Raw genomic sequence first — 23,356 nt, forward strand, 5'->3', positions numbered from 1 at the left:
CATAGCGGCTTATCTTTGGACGGGACTTCTTTCATGCAAGATGCGCCGATCATCAACGCGCGTGATCTGGATTTCCAGCTATTCGAAGTACTCGAAGTCGAGACGTTGACGCAGCGCGCTCGCCATGCCGATCACAGCCGCGAAACCTTCAATGCCGCGCTCGAAACGGCGCACGCGGTAGCCGTCGAAAAGTTCGCGACGCATAACCGTTTGCTCGACGAGCATGAGCCGCAATTCGACGGGCAACGGGTCACGCTGCCAGCGGAAGTGAAAGACGCGCTCGACGCATTGCGCGCCACCGGCTTTCTCGCTGCGGGCAAAGACTACGAATGGGGTGGCATGCAGTTGCCGTCGGTGATTGCTTTCGCGTGCCTGTCATTGTTCAAGAGCGCCAACATCGCCACGTCCTCCTACGCGATGCTGACCACTGCGAACGCGAACGTGATCGAACGCTTCGGCAGCGCGGCGCAAAAGCGCAAGTATCTGCAGGCGCTATTCGAAGGCCGTGCGTTCGGCACGATGGCACTCACCGAGCCGCAAGCGGGCTCCAGCCTCTCCGACCTCGTCACCACGGCTACACCGAATGCGGACGGCACCTATTCGATTCGCGGCAACAAGATCTTCATTTCGGCCGGCGATCACGAGTTGAGCGAGAACATCGTGCATCTCGTGCTCGCGCGTATTCCGGGCGGCCCGCCGGGCGTCAAAGGGATTTCGCTGTTCACCGTGCCGAAGTACCACGTCAACGACGACGGCAGCCTCGGCGCGCGCAACGACGTTGCATTGGCGGGGCTGATTCACAAGATGGGCTGGCGCGGCACGACGTCGACGATGTTGTCGTTCGGCGAGCACGGCGAATGTATCGGCGAGTTGGTGGGCGAACCGCATCACGGGCTCGCGTATATGTTCCATATGATGAACGAGGCGCGTATCGGCGTGGGTCTCGGCGCGGTGATGCTCGGCTATCGCGGCTATCTGGCGTCGCTCGATTACGCGCGCGAGCGGCCGCAAGGACGCCGGCCCGACAACAAGAATCCGCTCGATCCACAATTGCCGCTGATCGAACACGCCGACGTGCGCCGCATGCTGCTCGCACAAAAGGCCTATGTGGAAGGCGCTTACGCGTTATGCCTGTACGCGGCGCGGCTCGTCGACGAACAGCACACCGGCGAGAGTGACGCCGCGCGCTCCGACGCGGGCCTGCTGCTCGATCTGCTGACGCCGGTGGTGAAATCGTGGCCGTCGCAATGGTGTCTCGAAGCGAACAGCCTCGCGATCCAGATTCACGGCGGCTACGGCTATACGCGCGAGTACCCGGTCGAGCAGTTCTATCGCGACAACCGCCTGAACATGATCCACGAAGGCACGCACGGCATTCAGGCAATCGATCTGCTGGGCCGTAAAGTCGTGATGAAACAGGGCGCGGCGCTCGCGTTGCTCGCGCGCGAGATCCAGCGCACGATCGACGCGGCGCGTGCTCACGAAGCGCTGCACGCTCACGCTGACGCGCTCGGCCACGCATGGCACGACCTCGCCGCGACGGTCGAAGCATTGCTGCCCACGTTGGCGCATGAAACCGAACGCGCGCTCGCCAATGCGAATGCTTTTCTCGAAGCATTCGGCCATATCGTGATTTCGTGGACGTGGCTGAGGCAGGCGATCGTCGCCAGCGCGGCGCTACCCAACGCGGTTAGCGAAGCGGACTCGGACTTCTATCGCGGCAAGCTGCACGCGTGCCAGTGGTTCTTTCGTTGGGAGCTGCCGCGCGTGGAGTTGATGCTCGCGACGCTGCGCGGCCTCGACGACACTACCCTCACGATGGCGCCGCAATGGTTCTAGCCGAACTCGCGCCGCCGCTCAATGCGACAGCGCGATTTCGAGTTGCGTGACCACGTCGATCAGACGTGGCCGCACTTCCTCCAGCAGAAACTCCTTCGAGAGTTTGAACGACGGGCCGCCCACGTTGATCGCCATGATCGGCAATTCGCCGCCTGGCTGAAACGCGCGGGCAATACCGTTCACGTCTTTCTGCCAGTCGCCGAACGACGTCGTCACGCCGAGCGTGCGGTAATCGTCCAACGCCTTCTCGATGCCGCGACGCGTCTTCGGCCACGCGACGTGATCGAGTTCGCGCACCTGCTCCATGAAGCTGAGACGGTCGTGTTCGGGAATCGCCGCGAGCCATGCGCGGCCGATCGCGGAGGTCGCGACTGGAATGCGCGAGCCGACTTCCAGCGTCAGCGTGAGCGCCACCGAGCCCCGGCAGTTTTCCACATAGATCATCGACAGCCGGTCGCGCGTGCCCAGCGAAACCGTTGCGCCGGAGATGTCGGCCAGTTCCTGCATCACCGGCCTCGCGATCTTGCGCACGTCGAGGCGCGCCAGCATCGCGCTGCCGAGCGCGAGCGACGCGGTGCCCAGCCGGTACTTGCCGCTCTCCTTCAGATGGATCAGATAGCCGAGTAGCGTCAGCGTGTGAGTAAGGCGCGAGATCGTCGATTTCGGCAGCCGGCAACGCAGCGCCAGTTCCTGGTTGCTGAGCGATTTGTCGCCGGAGCGGAAACAGGCCAGCACTTCGAGTCCGCGGGCGAGCGCCGTGACGAAGTGCCGGTCGTCCTTGTGCGCCTCATGCGCGGTGCGGCTCGCGAGGATCGGCGTCCGCGCCGATGAAGCCGTGCTCTGCGCCGTGTCGTCGACGCCTGGGCCGTCGACCGGATCGTCGATCGGGCTGTATTGGGTTTTGCTCAAAACGGAACGCGCTCCCGCGAAACGGCGGCATCTGAAGGACAAAGCGTGATCCCGGATCGAGGCCGATCCGGGCTGCGAAATTATAGTCTGAAATGTGGAACGCATTTAATGCGGACTGTTGACGAGTCAAGCCCGCGGCGACTGCCGCGTTGCACGAAGCAACACCGGCACCAGTTTTTCGAGCATGACAGCGTGCGCTGGAGTATTGTTTAAGCGCGCCGGGAGCGCGGTACGGCAATCTTCTACAAGACAGCCGCTCCCCGTGAGCCAGGTCATGCTCGCAAGCGCGCGGTTTTATTGCATGCAACGAAGCGACATCAACTTATCGAGGATGGAGAAAACGTGAAAAAAGTCAATCTTTTGAAGGCGCTCGGTATTGCATTGTGTGTAGCAACCGCATCCAGCGCCTACGCCCAGGCCAGCGACGCTGCGCCGCCGGCAGGCACGGCTGCTCCCCCGGCCGCTAACGCCAAATCGACGCGCACGGCCGACCGCAAGCTGGGCCGTGACGTCCGGCGCGCGCTGGCGAGGACGCCGGGCTTCAATGTGTCGAACGTGTTCGTGCGGGCGCGCAGCGGTGCAGTGACCTTGACTGGCTCGGTGCCCGAGGGCAATCAGATCCAGCAGGCGGGAGATGTCGCGAAGGGTGTTCCCGGCGTGACCTCGGTGAACAACCGGATCACCCTCGGCGTGCAAAGCGGCGGTGGGGGTTGAGCGTCCACAGCCTGATCGGATGACGACGGGTGGCGCCGCTTGCCGCGAACGCCGCGCATGAGGCGCCACCCGTTGTCCTGGTATTTGGAATCCTTAGCTTCTGGCTGGCTTCGGCTCAGCGTCGCACGAGACCGACCACATAGCGGCACAGTTCGTCGCCCGCATTGAAGAACTCGCACTCGACCGGCGCGCCGAGTTGCAGACAGTCCCCCGCTTCGAGCCGGTAAGTCTGGCCGCCCTCGCGAAACGTCAACACTCCCTGCGTGACCCAGATCTGTTGATGCTGAAACACGAATGCATCCGACGGGTACGGCACCTTCACGCCCGCCGGCAATTCGATTTCAAGCAGCTCCAGCACACCGCCGGTCGGCGGTGAAATGCGCCGTCGCGTGTAGCCCGTTTCGGGGTCCTGCCAGAGCGTTTGGTCCGCATGGCGCACGAGCCGCTCGCCGGTCTGCTCGGCGAGCGCGAGCAGGGTCGACAAGGTCAGCCCGAACGCGCCCGACAAACGCCCGAGCACCGTCGCGGTCGGACTCGCCTCGCCGCGTTCGATCTTGCTGATCATCGCCTTCGATACACCCGAGCGTTCCGCCAGCTCGCTCAGCGACCAGTTGCGCGCTTCGCGTTCGGCCTTCACGCGCGCGGAGATAGCCTGGGTCAGATCGATGGCGGCGGAGTCGGACATGGAGGGATCGTCGTGAGTGAAGTGAACACCGCAAAATTATATCGACGCGCCGCCGCTTTCCACGCACGCGCTGCCGGCCATTAAAAGGCAAAAGCAATGTCTTGCATAGTAGTTTTTCGTCCACTATATTAAACAAACAGCAGCACCAGGCGTAAGCATTCGTCCACCTCAGCCGGAAGACACCATGCCGAAGGAAATCGTTCTCAACGCATTTGACATGAACTGCGTAGGCCACATCCAGCAAGGCATGTGGACGCATCCGCGCGATCAGTCCAGCCGCTATACCGATCTTCAGTACTGGACCGAGTACGCGCGCACGCTGGAAGCGGGCCTCTTCGACGGCATCTTTTTCGCCGACGTGGTGGGCGTCTACGACGTCTACGGCGGCACGCCGGACGCGGCGATTCGCGGCGCCGTGCAGGTGCCGGTCAACGACCCGACGCTGCTGATTCCGGCGATGGCCGCGGTCACGCGTCATCTGTCGTTCGGCGTCACGGCGAATCTGTCGGTCGAGCAGCCGTATCTGTTCGCTCGGCGCATGTCGACGCTCGATCATCTGACGCGCGGCCGGGTCGGCTGGAACATCGTCACCGGCTATCTGGACAGCGCGTCGCGCGCGATCGGCCTCGCCGGACAGATGGCGCACGACGACCGCTACGACCTCGCCGACGAATACATGGAACTGGTCTACAAACTGTGGGAATGCAGTTGGGAAGACGACGCGGTGCTGCGTGACAAAGCACGCGGCGTCTATGCGGACGCGGCGAAGGTCCATGTGATCCATCATCACGGCAAGCAGTATCGTGTGGATGCGATGCATCTGAGCGAGCCGTCGCCGCAGCGCACGCCGGTGCTCTATCAGGCCGGTTCGTCGGCGCGCGGCAAGCGCTTCGCCGCGGCGCACGCGGAGTGCGTGTTCGTCAATGGCCAGGCGAAGCCAGCGGTGAAAGCGATCGTCGATGACATTCGCGCGCATGCCGTCGCGGGCGGCCGGCAAGCGGACGCCATCAAGGTGCTGCTCGGGCAGACCGTCATCACGGGCCGCACCGAGCGCGATGCGCAGGAGAAGTACGAGGAGTATCGGCGCTACGCGAGTTCGGAGGCGGCGCTCGTGCATGCGGCGGCGTCGCTCGGCATCGACTTCGCGCGCTACGATCTCGACGAGCCGATCGACACCGGCAAGAGCCAGGCGATCGTGTCGAACGTCGAAGCAATGACGCGCGCGGCCGGTCCGCAATGGACCAAACGCAAGCTGCTCGAACAGATGGTGCTCGGCAGCCGGCAGGCACCGCTCGTCGGATCGGCCGAACGGATCGCGAGCGAACTGATCGCGTGGACCGAGGAAACCGGCGTGGATGGTTTCAATCTGTCGCGCACGGTCGCGCCGGAGTGCTTCGGCGATTTCATCGAACTGGTGGTGCCGATCCTGCAGGAACGCGGCGCGTACAAACGCGCGTATCGCGACGGCACGTTGCGCGAGAAGCTCTTCGGTCATGCTCGGCTGCCTTCGACTCACTCGGCGGCACGGTATCGCTCGCCGGCTTGCGCAGCGGCGTCCACGGGCGACGTAGCGAACTGATTTCGCCGAAGCACGCCTTTTACCCGGTGTCTTGAATGCCCGCGCATTCATGACACACCGATCTTCCAGCGAGAGGCCCTCATGCTTGACAGGAATACCTTCCGCGACGCCATGGCCGGACTCGGCACGGCCGTCAACATCATCACGAGCGATGGCGCCGAGGGACTTGCGGGCTGCACCGCGTCGGCGGTCTGCGGCGTGACGGACGAGCCGCCTACCCTGCTCGTCTGCATCAATCGCAGCAGCCGCAACAACGCCGCTTTTCGCGCTAACGGCAAGCTTTGTGTCAACGTGCTGAACGCGGAACAACAGACGCTCGCGGCGCACTTCGCGACCAGCTCGCTGCCGATCGCGGAACGCTTCGCCGCCGCGCAATGGGAAAGTCTCGCGACCGGTGCGCCCGTGCTGTGCGGCGCGCTTGCGTCGCTCGACTGCGAGATCGAATCAGTAACCGAGGTCGGCACACATACGGTGTTCTTCTGCGCGGTGAAAGCGGCGCGCACGCATGGCGCCGGGGATGCGCTGATTTATTTCGGGCGGCGGTATCACCGGGTTGGCGAGCGGTCGGTGCATGCCGCGCATCGGATCGAAGCCGATGTGGTGGCGGCTGTGCCGGCGCGTTAAGGCAACGGTGATCAAGCCGTGTAGACGCGACTGATCGCACCAGTGCCCGGCACGGTTGATGATACGACTGCCGGAAATTGATGGCCCTGGTCAAGCGATCTCGTCTTTTTCACCATCACGAGTTACGCGACCTGCTCGCTCCTGAATTCGCCTAGCGCACCCAAAAGGGTTTCCACCGGATCAGGTGTTGCGACTTCGACGACGCTAAGCGTCTGATCGGATGGCAGACGAGGCAGACGTACAACTTTAACCGTCAGCTTCTTGTCGCACGCGCAAAGATAATTGCAGAGATTTTCCCCGGCTGCTTTGGCGGCGGCATATTCGCCCATGTTCTGATATGCCGTTTCGACAGCGACCGAAGAAGGATAAAACATGGTGAATTTTTCTGTCGTGATCCGGCGTATGGATTGCCAGCACGTATAAAACCCTTCGACGTAGTACCGCGAAAAACGCGCGAACAAGTCAGATGAAAATTTGCCGCGAGCTGCGACGAAAATCGGCGGAGTTGCAAAATAGTAAACGTGGGTGGGCGCCCATCCATCGCCAAGACAATTCTGAAGATCGTCTGGCGGATCGAACATATCGTAAGCGAGGCTGAGCGCCTGTCCTCCGCCGTTGTTGATATCCGCAACGACCGCTTCCGCATCTTCCTTGCCGCGATGATACGTGACACGCACGTCAGCTCCGCCCACCGCCAGGATCTTCGCGCACAATTCGCCCAGTCCACGCGACCCACCTATTACAAGCGCGCGCTGTCCAGCGAACATTTCAGCGTTCGGAATCAGCGTCTTGAGTTCCGCACAAGTTTTTTGCTTGCTCGGACTGGGACGCAACATCGCCTGAATAACGCCAGTTGCACCATCCGCCACGATGTCGATAGACAAACGTCGGAAGCGGTCATCGTAATTGACGACCTTCCAGTCCAATCTTCCTGGGCTCCCTTCTGTGCAGGACGACGGCGAAAAATTGACTGTTAGCCCGGAGTAAATCGAATGCAATCCCGGACATTCCATTCCTACCAACCGAGTGGTTGCCAGAATAAGGGAGATCTGTCCCAAGGGGACTTTCTGTGCAAGAACAGGGAATAGCTCGCGCACATCCGAAGTGTCCATTTCAAGCGGAATGCTCCCCTGGGCATTCTCTAGCGAGGGTTCGCTTCGCTCGTGACAATCCTGTACGCCGGGTGATTGGTCTATAAAAGCCATGTCCATTTCATTTGCAGAAAGCTCGAAATGAACGGTTGCGCATTCTGCGCCGTTGCATTCAAGAACAATTTTTTTATACTGGTCGTGGTCCTGCACTAAACGGAAGAACACTTCTTCATCGACCCGGACGGGGTTCCGGAATACGCCTGACACTTTGGCCAGGGCTGTTTGGGGTGTGTTTGCCAACCCTTCTTCGATCGCCCATAGCAACAGATGCATTCCATGCACAATGGGACGACCGAATTGCGAACGGCGGGCTTTTAATGCATCTATATGCACAGGATTGCTGTCGCCCGACAGGAGGGCAAAACAATTCTGGTCTTCGATCCTGAAACGTCGCGATGCAGGCATGCTGGAACTCCCCATAATCGTCAAATCCTCGACCCGCGTATTTCCCGCGCATCGGTAGCACAGCGTTCCGTCAGACAAGGCAGTCCCGCAAACAGGCACGGCGATGTCGCCTGCCATCCGCTGCGTGACGCAAAGCGCTCGCCCGGGTCAACCGCGTGACATGCCAAACCAGCGTCGGCTCCGCGTTCGCGGCTCGGTGCCGGTTGCCGGCTCCGCGCGTGTCGTTTCGCGAATCAGCAGCCATGCGGCGACTCCCGCGGCCACCAGGAAGCAGACCTGGATCGGGTTGAAGGGCCCTTGCGCGAGATTGAGGATGCGATTGTCGTTCGCGACGACCAGATACGTGAGTGCCAGGACGATCAGCGGCTTCGAGATCACCTGACCGCCCAATTTTGCGGTGTTCCGGAGAATCGTGAGGAACGTCAGCATGAACAACGGCAGCAGTGCGCCGTAGTGATGCACCCAGACGATCGGCGACGCTGCCGTGAAGCACAACTGGGCGATCAGGAACGACGGCAGCGGAGGGTCTTTCCTGGTGCGAAAGCTCCACCACAGCCCGATTGCGATCAATACCAGTGCGGAGGCCACCGTTACCTGATAGACCATCGGCCGATAGTCGGCGAAGTGATCCTCGAAGAAGATCTGGTCATTGCCATTCTGAAAAAGTCGATGCATGACGCCGTTGATCGACGTGTTGCCGAAGTACGCTTCTCCTCGGGAGCCCATGTAGTCAAGCGCGTGCCGGTACCCAACGAACTGCTCGAAGCCGTACGTCGAGATCGCAAGCAGTGTGGCCGGCACGACGACGCCGAGCCATGCCGTCACGAAACGCATGTCGCGCCGGAACAGGCCCCATATGAGGAACAGCCCGAACTGCGGCTTGATCAATGCGCAAATGCCCATCAGCACGCCAGCCCACCCACGCCGGCCGCTGGCATAGGCAATACACGCGAAGATCGTCGCGCAGGTTATCCAGGCCTGAATCTGACCCAGGTACAGTGTCCAGATCACCGGATAGAAGAACCACGTGGACACGAAGCCGAGCGCCATCAATGCAACGCGTGAGCGAGTGTCGGCGGTCAGTGATTCGAGACCGAGCTCGCTGGCCATCACGACGGACAGGCGAGCCATACCAAGCGCGGTGAGCAGAACGATCAGGTGGTTGAACAGGTTGAGATGCCAGTAGTCGAGCATATGCAACTTGTCGAACAGCTCGAAGAACAGCAGCGACGTCGGCGGATACTGGAATTTTTCGTGCTGCGTAAAGAACACCGCATCGTAAAGATCCTGGCCCGGATGCTGATGAACCTGCAAATAAGCTTTCATCATGAATTGCCAGGAATCTTTGCCATACCAATCGTGGCCGTCGCTGATGACCGGCATCTGGCGCATCGTGGTCAACGTATTCTGAAAGCCGAGACGCGATTGAAGCACGCTCAACACGACCGTGCTGACGACGACAAAGATCAGTGCAGCCCACACTGTTCGTCGCAACGAACCCGTCTGATTCATGGAGCCCTCACTCATCTATGTGTTGGACCGTCGAAGCGCCGATTCCCGCCGTTTCTCCCAGCGCGCTTTCCGAAGAAATCGGTGGCGTCACGTTCATTCATTGCATGGCACGCGCCGCTGCACATTGCCCCCGTGACGGACTACTCGGTCGCGATCTGATCGTTGATGCCGAGTGTTCGCGCGACCGTGCCCGTCCATACTTCCGCGCCGGCCCGGTTCAGGTGATTACGGTCGCCGAAGTACTTCCATGGCAGCACGGGAATCAGGTCGCCCGTTACATGGAAATTCGGATGCCGTAGCCTGAAGCCATCGATATAGGCGGTGTAGTCTTGCCGGAACCCTGCTGGCAGTCCGTTGTAGCTCAGGTCGCTCATCGGCATCGGGACGAAATCCACCTCGACTCCTTTGTCCGCAAACAGTGTCAGCAAGCGATCGAAGTACGCGTCAAAAATGGGTCTGCTGTGAAAGCCCGACATTGCGGTGACTTCGAAGCTCAGTGCGGTCGAACCGTCGTCGGTGCCGAAGCTGTGGTAGCCACGCTGGCGCTTCACCTCGTCGAGCCATTCGTCATTGGTGTGCTTGCGCCGGTACACCATCCCCGCCTTCATGCTGCCCGTATAGAACGCGGGAAAATGCGACGCATACAGGAAATTGGTCAAGCGGTCCTCGATCGATCCCGTCTGCGACACCGAGTACAGCGATCGGTCATGAAGCGATTCCGACAGCCTGCGGACTTCCTCCATTTCGCTGAAGCTCAGGAAGCTGAACAGCGCGGCACGGGTCCAGTACGAATCGGCCGTAGCGAAGTGATAAGGCGAGATCGACAGGATGACTTTGCGCGGCAGGTCCGGGCACTTCAGAATGCGCTGCGCGACATAGTAGGTCTCGACGGGCGTGGCGCCGCCGAGCGCGAGATTGACGGTCGATGGGTCGAGACGCGCCGGTATCAGGCCGGCGACGGCACGCGAGTCGCCGATGATCACAGTCGCGTTCTTGCGGCATTCGCCGATCATCTCGTTCTTCGCCACCCACATCGGGTATTCCGGATCGAGAAACCACATGGGTCCTCGCGCGGCCCACACCCATGACGCGCCGATCAGCAGCACGAACACGAGGCCGATTGCGCGGAAGAAACTGCCAAACTCCGACGTTTTCACGGGTCACGATCCCTTGCATTCAGAATTGGAAATACAGGAACTCGGTCGCACCGGCCATATGCAGCACCGCCGCCGCCGCAAGCACACCGATCGCGACGCCCCACCCCGCTTGCGGGCGCCACTGCAGCGCCGCCGGCAGGCTGGTGCGGACCTTGTCGAGCACTGGCGAATAGCGCGCCATGATCTCGTTCGAGTTGGGCAACAGCAGTGCAATAGCGAATGCGATTCCGATCTTCACCCAGTTCTTGAAGGCGAGCAGTGACTCGAGCTCGTAGGTCGGTGCGGCCGTCGGATGATGCAATCCCAACATGCCCGTGATCAGGTGCATCGCATCGGGCACCGATGCCGAGCGGAACATGATCTGCGCGAGCAGCACGGCAAGATACGTAATAAGCCATTGCGCCGCGACGACGCTTGCCCTGCGCAACCACGGTTGCGGCTCAGCCGGAGTCTTGGGTCCAAAAATCCGCCATGCGTGATTGATCGTCAGGTAGGCCGAGTGCAGCAGCCCGAATACCAGGAACTGGAGTCCCGCACCATGCCAGATGCCGGCGAGCGTCATCGTGAAGAAGAGCGGCAGCGCGACCATCGTCGCAAAGCCGGCGGGTGTCGCCGTCGCCTTGCGGGAGACCAGTGCGCCGCGCGCCGCGCGCCGCCGCATGATCAGGAGCGCGATCGGGTTATAGAGGTACAGGTTCAGGTAGCGGGTCAACGTCATGTGCCAGCGCTGCCAGAAATCGATGATGCACGTCGCCTTGTACGGCGAGTTGAAATTGGCGGGGAAGCGGATTCCGAACATCCGCGCGAGCCCGACAGCCATGTCCGAATAGCCCGAAAAGTCGAAATAGAGCTGCATCGAATAAGCCAGCACGCCGCACCATGCGGCCTGAGCCGGCAATGCGTCGCGGAATCCGAACGCGAACTGGACCGTCTCCGATAGTCCGTCGGCAAGGATCAACTTCTTCGCCAGACCGATCGTGAAGATGCTGATGCCGACCGCGAGGTTCTCCTGGTTCAGCCGGTAGGTCTCGCGGTTTTCGAACTGCGGCATCATTTCGCGGTGGTGCAGAATTGGTCCGGCGATCAGATGCGGAAAGAACGTGACGAACATCACGTATTCAAGCAGGTTCTTGCCTTTGGCAATGCCGGACTTGCAATCGACCAGATAGCCGATCTGCGTGAACGTGAAGAACGAAATGCCGAGCGGGAGGATCACACTGGTCGTGGACAGATGCGGCGCGATGCCGATCTGCGCCAGCCAGTCCAGCAGTGGGAACAAATACTTGTAGAAGAACAGCAGTCCGAGGTTGGCCGCGATGCCGCCCGTCAGCGCCGCGAGCTGCACGCGAGGCCGGTTCGCGAGCCGTTGTAGCACGAGCCCGCAGCCGAAGTTGAACGCGATCGAGCCGAGCAGCAGGAACACGAAACTGACATTCCACCATGCATAGAAAACAATCGACGTGACGGCAATCCAGGCTGCCGCCGCGCGCACCGCGACGCGGGCAAGCGCATAGTAGCCGACGACGCTGATCGGCAGAAACGCAAACAGGAAGATGTACGAGTTGAATAGCATGTCGGCCCGTCACAGAAATTTTCGCGTCGTCGTTAGAATGTTTATTGCGACTGCTTGCTGCGGATCAGATCGACCAGTTCGCCGACATCTTTCAGACCTTCGATTTCAGCCGTCTGAAACTTCACCTTAAAACGCATTTCGCACGCGATGATGATGCTGATGTGATTCAACGAATCCCATTTGTCGATGTCGTCGGCGGTACTGTCCATTGTCAGGACCAGATCGTCGTCGTCGAAGATCTCGCGGAATATCTCGGTCAATTTGCCGAGGATGTCGTCGGTGCTAACGGTGTCCGTCATGATCCAGTCCTTACGGGTTCGATGTGTGTCTGGAAAGGCGTGAATTCGGCGGTGACGCATCGCCACATCGTCCTTTCGTCTTCATGCTCGGCGATTCGCGTGAAGCCGAGTTTCTGGTAATGCTCCCGCACCATGCCGTTTTTCGCGGTGGCCCGGTACTCCCCGATCAGTGTCCGCGCGCCCGCGTCCCTCGCGCGCGCGACCAGCAGATTCATTGTCGCCTGCTCGACCTGGCGGCCAAGCACCCTGCAACTCATCAGCCAGGTATCGATGAACAACTCACCGCTGCCGGGTTCACGCGGCCGCGCGATGACGATGCCGATGATCCCGTTGTCGCCGTATCGATCCGTCAATCGCAACTGCAGGGTGACTACGCCTTTTTCCTGCATCGCGGCGGTCACTTCCGCGTCGGTGTAGCGTCGCGTGGTCAGATTGAATTGATTGGTCTTGTTGATCAATTGAGTGATGCGCTGCAGGCCGATGAGATCGAACGGCTGCCATTCGAGCCGCATCTCCAACGACGCAAGATACCCGGCCAGATCGGTGGCCGCGGAGCGCAACGCCTCACGCTGCAGGTTGCCCTGATATTGCGCGGTACGCTCGCGGTCCTCCGACGTGACCCCGATGGATTCGAAATAGCCGGCATCCGCGATGCAGCGGTCATAGAGCGCCGGGTCGGCAGGCAGTTCGGGCACGGCGACCATCGGCAGCTCGCGCCGCACAATATTACGTTCGAATGGGTTGTCATCCGCAAACACCAGCGCGTCGAGGCCGATGTTCAGCGCTTGCGCGATACGGCGCAGGTTCGACGCCTTGTCTTCCCAATTGGCGACGAGACAGGCTATGTCGGCGCGCTTCAACACCATCTCAGGATGCTGGTCGAAAGGCTCCCACGCGTTGTGTTCGTCGTTCTTCGAACAGACGGCCAGGATGATCCCGCGCCGTGACAGGTCCTTTGCGTAGCGCTGGAATGACGCATGCGCTTCACCGAGCGCGCTGCCCTGCCCGATGACAATGCCGGCGAGGCCGTCATCGCCGATAACGCCGCCCCACAGCGTATTGTCGAGGTCGAGTACCAGGCATTTGTACGAACGGCCGCGCCGCGCGGCGATTAGCCGTGCAACGAGTTCGCCATAGAAAGGCCCGGCGGCCGGCGAGATCTCCTGCTTCGCGCGATGCCACAGCATCGGGTCGTGCCATGCGGTAAGACCATCTTCCGCCACTCGCGCATCGAGCGCGAGAATGTCGACCCCGTCCTCGTCCGCAGCGGCACGCATGCGCTGGTTGACCCGATCGATGAGCGTGCGCAATGATCCCGGCAGCCGATGCTCGTTGTTGCCGATCAGCGGCAGCGCGATCGGCAGAACGGCCTGCTGGATCACGTGCACGCCGCTCGAGTGCGCCGCCCGGCGCCAAAGCCCGCGCAGCATGTCGATCGTATGCTCGACCAGAGCGTCGGCGGCGGCCGCGTCCATCCCGGAGTCGGGCTGTCCGAGCAGCGTGCGTGCGTCGAACGAAAACAGAACCACATTCGCGCCGAACGCATGAAACGCCGACTCGAGTTCGTTGAGCTCCTGCATGTATTGACCATAATCGCCCGCATGGACTTCGCACCACATGCCGCGGCGCAGGCATCCAATTCGCAGCGCAGCCAACAGATGATCGGTAGTCGAGCCGCTGAACACCGCCAGCCGGACCGGCTCGCCGGTGGCTTCCCGCGCAACTTCCGGGAATGCCTTCTGATACGCGCGGTCAAGACGATTCGTTTGAACAAAATCGAGTCGATGGTTCGCCAGCCTTACGAAGTCGTGCCAGCGCGTGTCGTGTGAAGGGGCGGCGTTGAGGGAGGCCAGCTGAACGGAAAAGTCAGATGATTCCGGTAACCAATGCATACGATGTGGCTCCACGGTTCATGTATATCGGACGCGCTAGTGGGTCGCACACAGGACCCGAAGCCTACGAAGCACGGTATCGCGAGTCCGCGCCCAGCAACGTTCGTTGGCACACAGAGGTGAGCTAAAGCCGGACCGAAACCGTTTTCAACCAGTTCGAAAGCGCCCCGCCGGTCCTTGATTGTCTTTTTTTGCCGTTCAGGAATGGGAATAACTGTCGGCAAATAGCGACATCACGGAGTCGCCACGCCGGATCCGCAGGAAGGTTTCGGCGAGCAGGCTCGCACTCGAGAGCGGCCGGATCTTTTTGCAGGCGATCGATTCGGGCGAGAGCGGGATCGTGTCGGTGATGACAAGTTCGTCGAGTTCCGACGCCGCGATACGGTCGGCTGCGCCGCCCGAAAGGACCGGATGAGTCGCGTAGGCAAAAACCTGCTTCGCACCGCACCGTTTCAACACTTCGGCTGCCTTGCAAAGCGTGCCGGCAGTGTCGACCATATCGTCCATGATCACGCAGGTACGGCCTTCGACTTCACCGATGATGTTCATCACTTCAGCGACGTTCGCCTTCGGGCGACGCTTGTCGATGATCGCGAGATCTGTATTCAGCTGCTTCGCCAGCGCGCGCGCACGCACCACGCCGCCCACGTCGGGCGACACGATCAGCAGGTTCTCGTAGTTCTGCTTGCGCAGATCGCCGAGCAGCACGGGCGTTGCATAGATGTTGTCGACGGGGATGTCGAAGAAGCCCTGGATCTGGTCCGCGTGCAGATCCATCGTGATGATCCGCTCGACGCCGGCGATTTCCAGCATGTTCGCCACGACCTTCGCCGAGATCGCAACGCGCGCCGAACGTGGCCGGCGGTCCTGGCGGGCATAGCCGAAGTACGGGATGGCTGCCGTGATCCGGCCGGCGGATGCGCGCTTGAGCGCATCGACCATGATCATCAATTCCATCAGATTGTCGTTCGTCGGCGGGCAAATGGACTGAAGGACGAAGACGTCTTTGCCGCGCACGTTCTCCTGAATCTCGACCTGAATCTCGCCGTCGGAAAAGCGACTGACCATCGCTTTTCCAAGCGGGATTTCGAGGAATTTGACGACTTCCTGCGCGAGCGCGGGGTTCGCGTTGCCAGTAAAAACCATCAGACCGTCATTGTTCATGGTGCACCTATGCCAGGTTGGGCCGAACGAAAGCGGCCGGGTCGCCCCGGTCAGGGACGATCGGCTTTGCCCCTGGTGATCACCATCTGAACCCGGAATCCCGTCGATCACCGTTATGGATCAAACACACCAGCGTATTTCTACAAAACGGAAGAGATAAAACGCTTGTGCAGTCGCGCCGTATCCCACCGCAAATCCCTCTCGAATCAGCCGGATGTCAGCCGAACGACAGCAACGGTTATGCAACTGAATGGCGATCGAGAGCCAACGTAATGTTCGCGCCCCGAAATCTTAATCATCGAATGGTCCAATGCGCGCAGTTTTAAGCGGTACGACCATTAGCTGTATTTCTAACAATATCCCCCAGCGAATCTCCACACGCTTGTCGATGGAAACGCTGCACGGCGAAGTCGAATCTGGAGCCAGTCAAATGTTCCGTAGAACCCTCTTACCCATTCCGTTTGCCGCGCTGCTGACGCTCGCCGCATGCGGCAGCAATCACGATAGCTCGCCGGCGGCCCCGGCGACGGGCGCGTCGGCACCGACCGGCGCATCCACGCCGGCCGTGTCGGCGCAGGACGCCGTCGCAACCGCCACGCCGATCAAGCACGTCGTGGTGATCTTCGGCGAGAACGTCTCGTTCGATCACTACTTCGCGACCTACCCGCAGGCGTCGAACCCGGTCGGCGAACCGCAATTCACCGCGGCCGCAGGCACACCGGCAGTCAACAACCTGAGCAGCAACAACCTGATCACGGCGAACCCGAACGCGCTGGCCACATCGCCGAATACGGCCGGCCGCACGGTCGGTCTCGTGGCGATTCCGGGCCTCGGCCTGCCCGCCGCCGATCTGTTGCCGTTCCGTCTGGACCGCTCGCAGGCGAACACGTCGAGCCAGAATCACGCGTACGCCGCCGAACAGCTCGCGTACAACAACGGCGCGATGGACTCGTTCCCGTTGTTCACGGCAGCGGGCTCGACCATCGCCGGCAGCACCGGCGCGTTCGCGACGAAGGGCCAGGTGCTCGGCTACTTCGACGGCAACACGGTCACGGCGATGTGGAACTACGCGCAGAACTTCGCGATGAACCAGAACGCGTACACGGACACATTCGGTCCATCGACGCCGGGCGCGCTCGAAGTGGTGTCCGGTCAGAACAACGGCGTGGTCGTGACGGGCGGCAGTTCGGTCAACGCGATCCCCGACTCGGCTGGCGGCTTCACGATGGTCGGCGACCTCGACCCGACCGGCGACGTCTGCACGATCGCGGCAGGCAGCACGGTAACGGGCCTGATGTCGTCGAACAACAAGAACATCGGCGACCTGCTCAACGCGAAGGGCCTCACGTGGGGCGGCTTCATGGGCGGCTTCAATCTGCAGACCGTCAACGCAAATGGCACGACCGGCTGCGCACGCTCGACCTTCTCGCAGGTGCTGAACGCGACCAAGGCCGACTACGTGCAGCATCACGCGTGGTTCCAGTACTACCCGAGCACGGCGAACTTCGCGCATACGCGTCCGTCGTCGGTGGCGGCAATCGGCGCGACCGATCCGCTCGACAACAGCGCGACGCCGGTGCATCACCAGTACGACACCGACGATTTCTTCACCGCCGTGAAGGCCGGCAACTTCCCGTCGGTGAGCTTCCTGAAAGCGCCAGCAGTCAGCGACGGCCACCCGGGCAACTCGGACCCGATCGACGAACAGGCTTTCGTCACGAAGGTGATCAACTTCCTCCAGCAACAGCCTGACTGGAAGAACACCGCCGTGATCATCGCCTACGACGATTCGGACGGCTGGTACGACCATCGCTACAAGGCACCGACGAGTTCGTCGTTCGATTCCACCACGGCGCAATCGGCCGGCGGCAAGACGGTGGCGGGCAGCGACAACCTCAGCGGTCCTGGCCAGTGCACGGCAGCGGGTGCAGTGCAGCCGCAAGGCGTGAACGGTGGTGCGGTGAACGGCCGTTGCGGTCCGGGTACGCGCACGCCGTTCATCGTGGTGTCGCCGTGGGCGAAGGTCAACTTCGTCGACGACACGCCGATCACCCAGGCGTCCGTCGTGAAGTTCATCGAGGACAACTGGCTCGGCGGTCAACGCCTCGGCAACGGTTCGTTCGACGCGAGCGCCGGCAGCATCATGAACATGTTCGACTTCGCGGGTAAGGGCGACGCGCCGACGCTGTATCTGGATCAGAACCTCGGCATCAAGCTGTCGGCAGCGCCGGCTAACTAAGCGGCAAACGTGGCGAGCGCGTTTTTCTTCAGTTTGCTCTCGCGCGACGCACGAGTTGTCGGCGTGCATCGCGCAATGAAGAACGCGCGATGCACGCCGTGAAGCACCTGTAGTTGGGATCGAGCCAGTGCCGACGCGCCGGCTCGATTTTCGTGTTTACGCATCCGATCGAAATATCTGTCAACGCCATGAACCATCCGTCAGACGCCGTCATGCGGCCGACCCTGCCCGCCGGCGGCGAACCGGGTCCTGTCATCACCCGCCGCGCGCGGCTCAGGCTGCTCGCGTGGAGCGCGGCCGGCCTCGTGCTCGCGCTCGGCGCGGCCAGCGCGTATGCGCTCGTGCATCCGGAGCGGATGCCGCCCGCCGTCGGCGAGATCGTCGAGGAGATCACCGGCGCGAATCCTCATCCCGTCGCATTGATGCGCCCGCAAAACGCGCCGCTAAGCGCGGTCGCCGTACTCGGCAAACAGATTTTCTTCGACCCTTCGCTGTCCGCTTCCGGCAAGCAGTCGTGTGCGTCGTGCCACTCGCCGCAGCATTCGTATGCGCCGGACAACGCGTTCCCGATTCAACTCGGCGGCGAACATCTGTCCCAGGCGGGCTACCGGCCGCCGCCGTCGCTCGCGTATCTGTATCGCCAGGCGCCGTTCAGCATCGGCCCCGATCAGGGCGACACTGACGTGCCCGTCGACATGACCCAGCTTGCGAGCCAGGCCGCCGGCATGCAGCGCGCGCAAAAGACCGCTCTCGCCTCGCCCGCCGCGCCGGCGATGGTGCCGCAAGGCGGCCTGTTCTGGGACGGCCGCGCCGATACGCTGCAGATCCAGGCGCTCGGTCCGCTGACCAATCCGGTCGAAATGGCCAACGCGAGCGAAGAAGACGTCGCGCACAAACTGCTGCAGACGAAGTACGTCGAGCAGTTCAAGCAAATCTTCGGCCCTTCGATCGTGAGCAATCCGAGCCTGCTGATTTCGGAGGCGATGTTCGCGGTGGGCCGCTATCAGATCGAGGACCAGTCGTTCCATGCGTTCACCAGCAAATACGACTACTGGCTCGAAGGCAAAGCGCGTTTGACGCATGCCGAGCTGCACGGTCTGCAACTGTTCAACGACAAGGACAAGGCCAATTGCGCGGGCTGCCACTTGAGCCAGCCGAGCCGCGACGGCCTGCCGCCGGTCTTCACCGACACGCAGTATGAAGCGCTCGGCGTGCCGCGCAATCCGGCGATTCCGGCCAACAAGGATGCGAAGTACTTCGATATGGGCGTGTGTGGCCCATTCCGCGACGACCTCGCGCAGCAGACGCAGTACTGTGGGATGTTCCTCACGCCGACGCTGCGCAATGTGGCCGAACGCAAGGTGTTCTTCCATAACGGCGTCTATCACGACCTCAAGCAGGTGATGGACTTCTACAACCTGCGCAATACGTCGCCCGGGAAGATCTATCCGAAAGATGCGTCGGGCAAGGTGCAGAAGTACAACGATCTGCCGCCGCAATATCACGCGAACGTGGATGAAGCCGACGCGCCGTTCGACCGCAAGTTCGGCGACAAACCCGCGATGACCGATCAGGATATCCAGGACATCATCGCGTTCATGAAGACGCTGAGCGACGGGTATAAGGATTGAGGTTTCGAGCTTCGCGTGGGGGCTGTTCTCATCGCCTCTACGCTGCGGCGCGCGAGCCGGTGAGGTATCCTTGCCGGTCCGCGACCCTTATCCTGACCTACCCGATGGCCGACTTCCCCTTCGACGCCGTACTCTTCGATTGCGACGGCGTGCTCGTCGATTCCGAACCCATCACCAACCGCGTGCTCACCGAGATGCTCGGCGAGCTGGGTTGGCAATTGAGCATCGAAGAGACGATGCGTATCTTCGTCGGCAAAGCCGTCAAGGACGAAGCTGCGCTGATCGAAGCGCGCACCGGTTTCGCGATCGACACCGCCTGGCTCATGCGGTTTCGCGAGCGCCGCAATGTTGCACTCGATCGCGAGTTGCAGGCGATTCCCGGCGCGGCGTCCGCGGTGCGTGCGCTTCACGCGACCTTGAATGGACGCATTGCGGTCGCGTCCGGCGCGGACCGCATCAAGGTGGAATTGCAACTGGCCAAGGCCGGCATCCTCGACTGCTTCGACGGACGCATCTTCAGCGGCCACGAAATGCCGCGCAGCAAGCCGTTTCCCGACGTGTACCTGGCCGCGGCCGAAGCATTGGGCGTGGACCCGAAGCGTTGCGCGGTGGTGGAAGATACGGTGACGGGTGCGACTGCGGGCGTGGCGGCCGGCGCTACGGTGTTCGGTTATTGCCCGGCGGAACTCGGACATAGCAGCGCGACCGCGTTGCGTGGCGCGGGCGCGGTGCAGGTGTTTCGAGACATGGCGGAGTTGCCGCGACTGCTGGCCGATTGGACTCAACGCACGCGTTGATGCGCATCGATCCCGGCTCGCCTTGGGTGAGCGTTCGTTAGTATGAGAAGTGGGTGGTGCGACGACACTGGTGCATCGCAAGTTGGGCTGTGACGATCACTTCTCGCGCGGGTCGTCGCGGGTCGGTGTGGTTTGCAGGCGCGCTGCACGCGCGCAGGCTCAAGCTCACGTGCGACCGACAACACATGGCATGGTGTGTGCACGACAAGGCGTGAGCGCGGCAAACCGGGCTCACTCTCAAACCACCCTTGTCGGAGATCCATCATGACCACCTTGACTCTCAAAGACCTGCCCCGTTTCGACGAACTCGGCGAAGCTGCTTCGCAATCTGTGCGCGGCGGCCATTCGTGTCAGCCGTACGAACCGCCCGTTGGATGCCACGGCGGATACGAACCACCCATCGGCTGCCACGGCGGCTACAAGCCGCCCGTGGTGGTCCGTCCGCCTGTCTGGGGAGGCTGCCCGCCCATCCGTCTCGGCTGCGAACCGCCTGCTCCGCACTGCAACCCGTATCCGGGACATGTGGTGCCGCTGTAAGCGCGGTGCGCCGCAAGTCGTTGTGGACAAGCAGGCGCCGGGCGGTTCGGTGCCTGCCTCGTTTTTTTCCGCGATGTAGCGTGCTATTGCACTATTCGAATGCCGGGTCGATCGGTACGCGGTAGCCGATCGCGAGTCGGTTGGTTTCGTTAGCCATGCCAACTACTGCCATCAATTCGCCGAACATTTCGTCGGTCATGCCGGCTTTGCGCGCCGCCGCCGTGTGGCTCGCGACGCAGTACCCGCAGTTGTTCGTCACGCTTACCGCGACGTAGAGGAGTTCCTTGATTAAAGGATCGAGCGCGCCGGGTTGCATCACCTCTTTCAGGCTGTCCCATGTGCGAGCCAGAGTCGGTGGGTGCTGCGCGATGTACTTCCAAAAATTGTTGACGTCGTCGACCTGGCGGGTTTGTTTGATGTCGTCGTAGATGGATTGGACTTCGGGTGGGGCGGTGGGGTAGTCGACGGGATTGGACTGGGTCATGGGGCCTCCATTCGAGCTAGCGGTGCTAGTGGCAATTGGCGAATCATGCGCGCGACCGGTTGATCGCCCCCATTGTGCACCGGGATGCCGACAGCCGCCCTCACGCCCGGCCCAGAAACTCCATCCGCACCGATTCGAGTTCGCGCGGCAAACGCGACGAAACCGGCGCACGTCGCGGCAATTCGACAAACCCCAGGCGTCGATACAGATCGTATGCGCGCGTGTTGCTCACCAGCACGTCCAGCACGATCTGCCGCCCGCCGCCGCTACCCATCGAGCCCACGCGCAAAAAGTTGCCGAACAGCGCGCTAAACACCCCGGTGCCCCGCATCGTCTCGAGCGTCGCGCAATGCGCGATCAGCGTTTGCGTCAACTTGGGCGCCGGCAATTCGCTCTCCAGCACGAGCCCGCGCAACAGCATGCGAACCGTGCGGCCCACACTGAAAAACATCAGCAGCATCAGCGCGACATGCAGATCGTCGAACCATGTGCCACGGCCATCATGTACGGCGAGCACCGCCGCCACCTGCTGGTCGCCGGTCACGGCAACGCGATGTCGTCGGTACGAGAAGCGCCCGAATTTCGACGTGAACGCGAACGCCAGAAACGCGATGCACGCTTCGGCCGGTTCGCCGAGAAAGAAGCCGAACTCCCGCACGCCCGATGCGAAGATCAGCGGCGCGCAAGCCTCTGCGTCTTCCGCTCTCGCGGGACGGAAGCGCAACGCGCCGGGTTGGTGGTCAGGGTAAAACGTCTCGGCGTGTGCAGGTTGATCGGCGTACATGGCAGGATGCTCTTCTTTATTTTGTCGTTAGCGACGCAGGCGCCCGAGTGCCGCAACAGTCCGGCTGATCTGTTCGGGTTCGTGGGTCGAGCAGATGAAAAAGCGCAGGCGTGCAGCTTTCTCTTCAACTGCCGGATAGAAAATCGGCTGCACGTTGATGCCATCGGCGAACATCGCGTTGGCCCATTGCGCCGCCTTCAGCGTGCTGCCGGTGATGATCGGCACGACCGCATAACCCGCGCTCTTGCCGGTATCAAGGCCCGCAGCGCGCGCTTCGTCGAGAAACTGCTTGCCGCGCGCACGCAGCAGCGCCACCCGTTCTGGCTCGGCGATCAGGCGCTGCAGCGCGGCCAGCGACGCCGCTGCCAGCGCCGGCGCGAGCCCGACGCTATACAGAAAGCCCGGCGCGAGATGACGCAGAATGTCGACCAACGTCTGCGAGCCGGCGATAAACCCGCCGCATCCAGCCAACGTCTTGCTGAGCGTGCCCATCCAGATATCGACGTCGCCGCTCGCGACGCCGCAATGCTCACGCACGCCCTTGCCCCGCTCGCCCAGCACGCCAAGCGAATGCGCCTCGTCGACCATCAAAAATGCCGCATGGCGGCGCTTGATGTCGACGAACTGCGCGAGATCGGGAATGTCGCCATCCATGCTGTACAGGCCCTCGATCGCTATCAGCACACGCCGGTAGTCGTGCCGGACGCGCGCAAGCAGCGCGTCGAGGGCCTGCCAGTCGTTGTGCGCGAAGCTGAGGCGCTTCGCGCCGCTCAGTTGCGCGCCTTGCACGATGCTGTTGTGCGCGAGCGAATCATGCACGATCAGATCGCCGGGACCGAACAGCGAGCCGATCACCGTCACATTCGTCGCGTGGCCGCTCACGAGCACGACGCAATCGTCGACCTCGTAGAACGACGCGAGAGCCGTTTCCAGCTCGCGTTGCACGGGCCGTTCGCCCGCCACCATCCGGCTCGCCGACGCCGACGTGCCGTAGCGGTCGATCGCTTCTTTCGAACGCGCGCTGACCTGCGGATCGCCCGCCAGTCCCAGGTAGTTGTAGTTCGCATAGTTCAGATACTCGGCGCCGCCGATGCGCGTCGTCGCCCCGGCAATCCCTTCGTGCACGCGAAAGAACGGCGACTGCACCTGCAGCGTCTCGCCCATCTGCCGCAGGATTTCGACCTGCTGATAACCCGGCATCGTCTCGAAGCTGCACAGCGCGGCGCGCTCGGCGTCCTGAGCCGCGCGTGCGCCGTTCGCCGCGAGCGGCGCGCCCGGCGTTTGCGTCTCTTCGGAGACGCGGTCCAATTGCCGCATCAACGCCTTCGCGGCGAGTTGCTGGCGGAAGTGATCGCCCAATCCCATAGTGTTCCGATAATCC

Annotated in this window: 21 protein-coding genes; 9 read left to right on the forward strand and 12 right to left on the reverse strand. The window is 61.9% G+C overall.

From position 1 onward, the window contains the following. Positions 1-33 precede the first annotated feature (33 nt). A complete protein-coding gene (locus BGI01S_RS12780; protein WP_042325816.1) occupies positions 34-1,839 on the forward strand; it encodes an acyl-CoA dehydrogenase in 1,806 nt (601 codons plus the stop codon). Between the two features lie 18 nt (positions 1,840-1,857). Here BGI01S_RS12780 and BGI01S_RS12785 read toward each other — a convergent pair whose 3' ends face one another. Next, positions 1,858-2,652 (reverse strand): IclR family transcriptional regulator, encoded by a 795-nt coding sequence (locus tag BGI01S_RS12785; protein ID WP_042326016.1) that lies wholly within the window; start codon positions 2,650-2,652, stop codon positions 1,858-1,860. Between the two features lie 438 nt (positions 2,653-3,090). Here BGI01S_RS12785 and BGI01S_RS12790 point away from each other — a divergent pair, with 438 nt between their 5' ends. After that, complete coding sequence (locus tag BGI01S_RS12790) at positions 3,091-3,462, forward strand: BON domain-containing protein (protein ID WP_042325819.1); 372 nt, start codon at positions 3,091-3,093, stop codon at positions 3,460-3,462. A 115-nt stretch (positions 3,463-3,577) separates the two neighbouring features. On the opposite strand, the gene BGI01S_RS12795 is transcribed toward BGI01S_RS12790, so the two are convergent. Continuing rightward, positions 3,578-4,147 (reverse strand): helix-turn-helix domain-containing protein, encoded by a 570-nt coding sequence (locus tag BGI01S_RS12795; protein ID WP_042325821.1) that lies wholly within the window; start codon positions 4,145-4,147, stop codon positions 3,578-3,580. A 184-nt stretch (positions 4,148-4,331) separates the two neighbouring features. Here BGI01S_RS12795 and BGI01S_RS12800 point away from each other — a divergent pair, with 184 nt between their 5' ends. Both BGI01S_RS12800 and BGI01S_RS12805 read left to right on the forward strand, forming a co-directional pair. Beyond that, a complete protein-coding gene (locus BGI01S_RS12800; RefSeq protein ID WP_042325823.1) occupies positions 4,332-5,726 on the forward strand; it encodes an LLM class flavin-dependent oxidoreductase in 1,395 nt (464 codons plus the stop codon). Between the two features lie 81 nt (positions 5,727-5,807). Continuing rightward, positions 5,808-6,350, forward strand: coding sequence for a flavin reductase (locus BGI01S_RS12805; RefSeq protein WP_042325825.1), 543 nt, complete (start codon positions 5,808-5,810; stop codon positions 6,348-6,350). Between the two features lie 122 nt (positions 6,351-6,472). On the opposite strand, the gene BGI01S_RS29540 is transcribed toward BGI01S_RS12805, so the two are convergent. The 6 genes from BGI01S_RS29540 to BGI01S_RS12835 form a co-directional block, all read right to left on the reverse strand. Next, the gene (locus BGI01S_RS29540; protein WP_084585347.1) at positions 6,473-8,023 is read right to left on the reverse strand and encodes an SDR family NAD(P)-dependent oxidoreductase; all 1,551 of its coding nucleotides are present in this window, start codon (positions 8,021-8,023) and stop codon (positions 6,473-6,475) included. 30 nt (positions 8,024-8,053) lie between these two features. Beyond that, on the reverse strand, positions 8,054-9,418 hold the full coding sequence (locus BGI01S_RS12815) for a glycosyltransferase family 87 protein (RefSeq protein WP_042325826.1): 1,365 nt from the start codon (positions 9,416-9,418) through the stop codon (positions 8,054-8,056). A 140-nt stretch (positions 9,419-9,558) separates the two neighbouring features. Further along, positions 9,559-10,575, reverse strand: coding sequence for a hypothetical protein (locus BGI01S_RS28975; RefSeq protein ID WP_052400462.1), 1,017 nt, complete (start codon positions 10,573-10,575; stop codon positions 9,559-9,561). 19 nt (positions 10,576-10,594) lie between these two features. After that, positions 10,595-12,148 (reverse strand): MBOAT family O-acyltransferase, encoded by a 1,554-nt coding sequence (locus BGI01S_RS12825; RefSeq protein ID WP_042325828.1) that lies wholly within the window; start codon positions 12,146-12,148, stop codon positions 10,595-10,597. A 41-nt stretch (positions 12,149-12,189) separates the two neighbouring features. Then, positions 12,190-12,447: an acyl carrier protein gene (locus tag BGI01S_RS12830; RefSeq protein ID WP_042325830.1), complete on the reverse strand. Its 258-nt coding sequence runs from the start codon at positions 12,445-12,447 to the stop codon at positions 12,190-12,192. Then, on the reverse strand, positions 12,444-14,027 hold the full coding sequence (locus BGI01S_RS12835; protein ID WP_167335645.1) for an HAD-IIIC family phosphatase: 1,584 nt from the start codon (positions 14,025-14,027) through the stop codon (positions 12,444-12,446). Before BGI01S_RS12835 ends, BGI01S_RS12830 begins: the two co-directional genes overlap by 4 nt. A gap of 21 nt (positions 14,028-14,048) precedes the next feature. Here BGI01S_RS12835 and BGI01S_RS30550 point away from each other — a divergent pair, with 21 nt between their 5' ends. Beyond that, positions 14,049-14,276 carry a hypothetical protein gene (locus tag BGI01S_RS30550; protein ID WP_167335646.1) on the forward strand — a complete coding sequence of 76 codons (228 nt, stop codon included), beginning with the start codon at positions 14,049-14,051 and terminating at the stop codon, positions 14,274-14,276. Between the two features lie 261 nt (positions 14,277-14,537). Here BGI01S_RS30550 and BGI01S_RS12840 read toward each other — a convergent pair whose 3' ends face one another. Next, positions 14,538-15,503, reverse strand: coding sequence for a ribose-phosphate pyrophosphokinase (locus BGI01S_RS12840; RefSeq protein ID WP_042325832.1), 966 nt, complete (start codon positions 15,501-15,503; stop codon positions 14,538-14,540). 430 nt (positions 15,504-15,933) lie between these two features. Here BGI01S_RS12840 and BGI01S_RS12845 point away from each other — a divergent pair, with 430 nt between their 5' ends. The 4 genes from BGI01S_RS12845 to BGI01S_RS29545 all read left to right on the forward strand — a co-directional run bounded on the left by BGI01S_RS12845 (position 15,934) and on the right by BGI01S_RS29545 (position 20,707). Then, a complete protein-coding gene (locus tag BGI01S_RS12845; RefSeq protein WP_042326025.1) occupies positions 15,934-17,742 on the forward strand; it encodes a phospholipase C in 1,809 nt (602 codons plus the stop codon). A gap of 188 nt (positions 17,743-17,930) precedes the next feature. Next, complete coding sequence (locus BGI01S_RS12850; protein ID WP_042326027.1) at positions 17,931-19,373, forward strand: cytochrome-c peroxidase; 1,443 nt, start codon at positions 17,931-17,933, stop codon at positions 19,371-19,373. Between the two features lie 104 nt (positions 19,374-19,477). Next, positions 19,478-20,170 carry an HAD family hydrolase gene (locus tag BGI01S_RS12855; protein ID WP_042325834.1) on the forward strand — a complete coding sequence of 231 codons (693 nt, stop codon included), beginning with the start codon at positions 19,478-19,480 and terminating at the stop codon, positions 20,168-20,170. A 264-nt stretch (positions 20,171-20,434) separates the two neighbouring features. After that, the gene (locus BGI01S_RS29545; RefSeq protein WP_084585349.1) at positions 20,435-20,707 is read left to right on the forward strand and encodes a hypothetical protein; all 273 of its coding nucleotides are present in this window, start codon (positions 20,435-20,437) and stop codon (positions 20,705-20,707) included. A 91-nt stretch (positions 20,708-20,798) separates the two neighbouring features. Here BGI01S_RS29545 and BGI01S_RS12860 read toward each other — a convergent pair whose 3' ends face one another. The 3 genes from BGI01S_RS12860 to BGI01S_RS12870 all read right to left on the reverse strand — a co-directional run bounded on the left by BGI01S_RS12860 (position 20,799) and on the right by BGI01S_RS12870 (position 23,340). Further along, on the reverse strand, positions 20,799-21,191 hold the full coding sequence (locus BGI01S_RS12860) for a carboxymuconolactone decarboxylase family protein (RefSeq protein WP_042325836.1): 393 nt from the start codon (positions 21,189-21,191) through the stop codon (positions 20,799-20,801). 100 nt (positions 21,192-21,291) lie between these two features. After that, a complete protein-coding gene (locus BGI01S_RS12865; RefSeq protein WP_042325837.1) occupies positions 21,292-21,975 on the reverse strand; it encodes a GNAT family N-acetyltransferase in 684 nt (227 codons plus the stop codon). Positions 21,976-22,002: 27 nt separating this feature from the next. Next, positions 22,003-23,340, reverse strand: a complete 1,338-nt coding sequence (locus BGI01S_RS12870) for an aminotransferase class I/II-fold pyridoxal phosphate-dependent enzyme (RefSeq protein ID WP_042325839.1) — start codon at positions 23,338-23,340, stop codon at positions 22,003-22,005. Positions 23,341-23,356 lie beyond the last annotated feature (16 nt).

The sequence above is a fragment of the Paraburkholderia ginsengisoli NBRC 100965 genome, assembly GCF_000739735.1.
GTDB lineage: Bacteria > Pseudomonadota > Gammaproteobacteria > Burkholderiales > Burkholderiaceae > Paraburkholderia > Paraburkholderia ginsengisoli.

Bases quoted from the DNA above. Each gene is read 5' to 3' on its own strand.
- BGI01S_RS12780 (WP_042325816.1), top strand. From the start codon at position 34: ATGCAAGATGCGCCGATCATCAACGCGCGTGATCTGGATTTCCAGCTA.
- BGI01S_RS12795 (WP_042325821.1), bottom strand. From the start codon at position 4,147: ATGTCCGACTCCGCCGCCATCGATCTGACCCAGGCTATCTCCGCGCGC.
- BGI01S_RS12800 (WP_042325823.1), top strand. From the start codon at position 4,332: ATGCCGAAGGAAATCGTTCTCAACGCATTTGACATGAACTGCGTAGGC.
- BGI01S_RS12805 (WP_042325825.1), top strand. From the start codon at position 5,808: ATGCTTGACAGGAATACCTTCCGCGACGCCATGGCCGGACTCGGCACG.
- BGI01S_RS29540 (WP_084585347.1), bottom strand. From the start codon at position 8,023: ATGGCAGGCGACATCGCCGTGCCTGTTTGCGGGACTGCCTTGTCTGAC.
- BGI01S_RS12815 (WP_042325826.1), bottom strand. From the start codon at position 9,418: ATGAATCAGACGGGTTCGTTGCGACGAACAGTGTGGGCTGCACTGATC.
- BGI01S_RS12825 (WP_042325828.1), bottom strand. From the start codon at position 12,148: ATGCTATTCAACTCGTACATCTTCCTGTTTGCGTTTCTGCCGATCAGC.
- BGI01S_RS12830 (WP_042325830.1), bottom strand. From the start codon at position 12,447: ATGACGGACACCGTTAGCACCGACGACATCCTCGGCAAATTGACCGAG.
- BGI01S_RS12835 (WP_167335645.1), bottom strand. From the start codon at position 14,027: ATGCAGGAGCTCAACGAACTCGAGTCGGCGTTTCATGCGTTCGGCGCG.
- BGI01S_RS30550 (WP_167335646.1), top strand. From the start codon at position 14,049: ATGGACTTCGCACCACATGCCGCGGCGCAGGCATCCAATTCGCAGCGC.
- BGI01S_RS12840 (WP_042325832.1), bottom strand. From the start codon at position 15,503: ATGAACAATGACGGTCTGATGGTTTTTACTGGCAACGCGAACCCCGCG.
- BGI01S_RS12845 (WP_042326025.1), top strand. From the start codon at position 15,934: ATGTTCCGTAGAACCCTCTTACCCATTCCGTTTGCCGCGCTGCTGACG.
- BGI01S_RS12850 (WP_042326027.1), top strand. From the start codon at position 17,931: ATGAACCATCCGTCAGACGCCGTCATGCGGCCGACCCTGCCCGCCGGC.
- BGI01S_RS12855 (WP_042325834.1), top strand. From the start codon at position 19,478: ATGGCCGACTTCCCCTTCGACGCCGTACTCTTCGATTGCGACGGCGTG.
- BGI01S_RS29545 (WP_084585349.1), top strand. From the start codon at position 20,435: ATGACCACCTTGACTCTCAAAGACCTGCCCCGTTTCGACGAACTCGGC.
- BGI01S_RS12860 (WP_042325836.1), bottom strand. From the start codon at position 21,191: ATGACCCAGTCCAATCCCGTCGACTACCCCACCGCCCCACCCGAAGTC.
- BGI01S_RS12865 (WP_042325837.1), bottom strand. From the start codon at position 21,975: ATGTACGCCGATCAACCTGCACACGCCGAGACGTTTTACCCTGACCAC.
- BGI01S_RS12870 (WP_042325839.1), bottom strand. From the start codon at position 23,340: ATGGGATTGGGCGATCACTTCCGCCAGCAACTCGCCGCGAAGGCGTTG.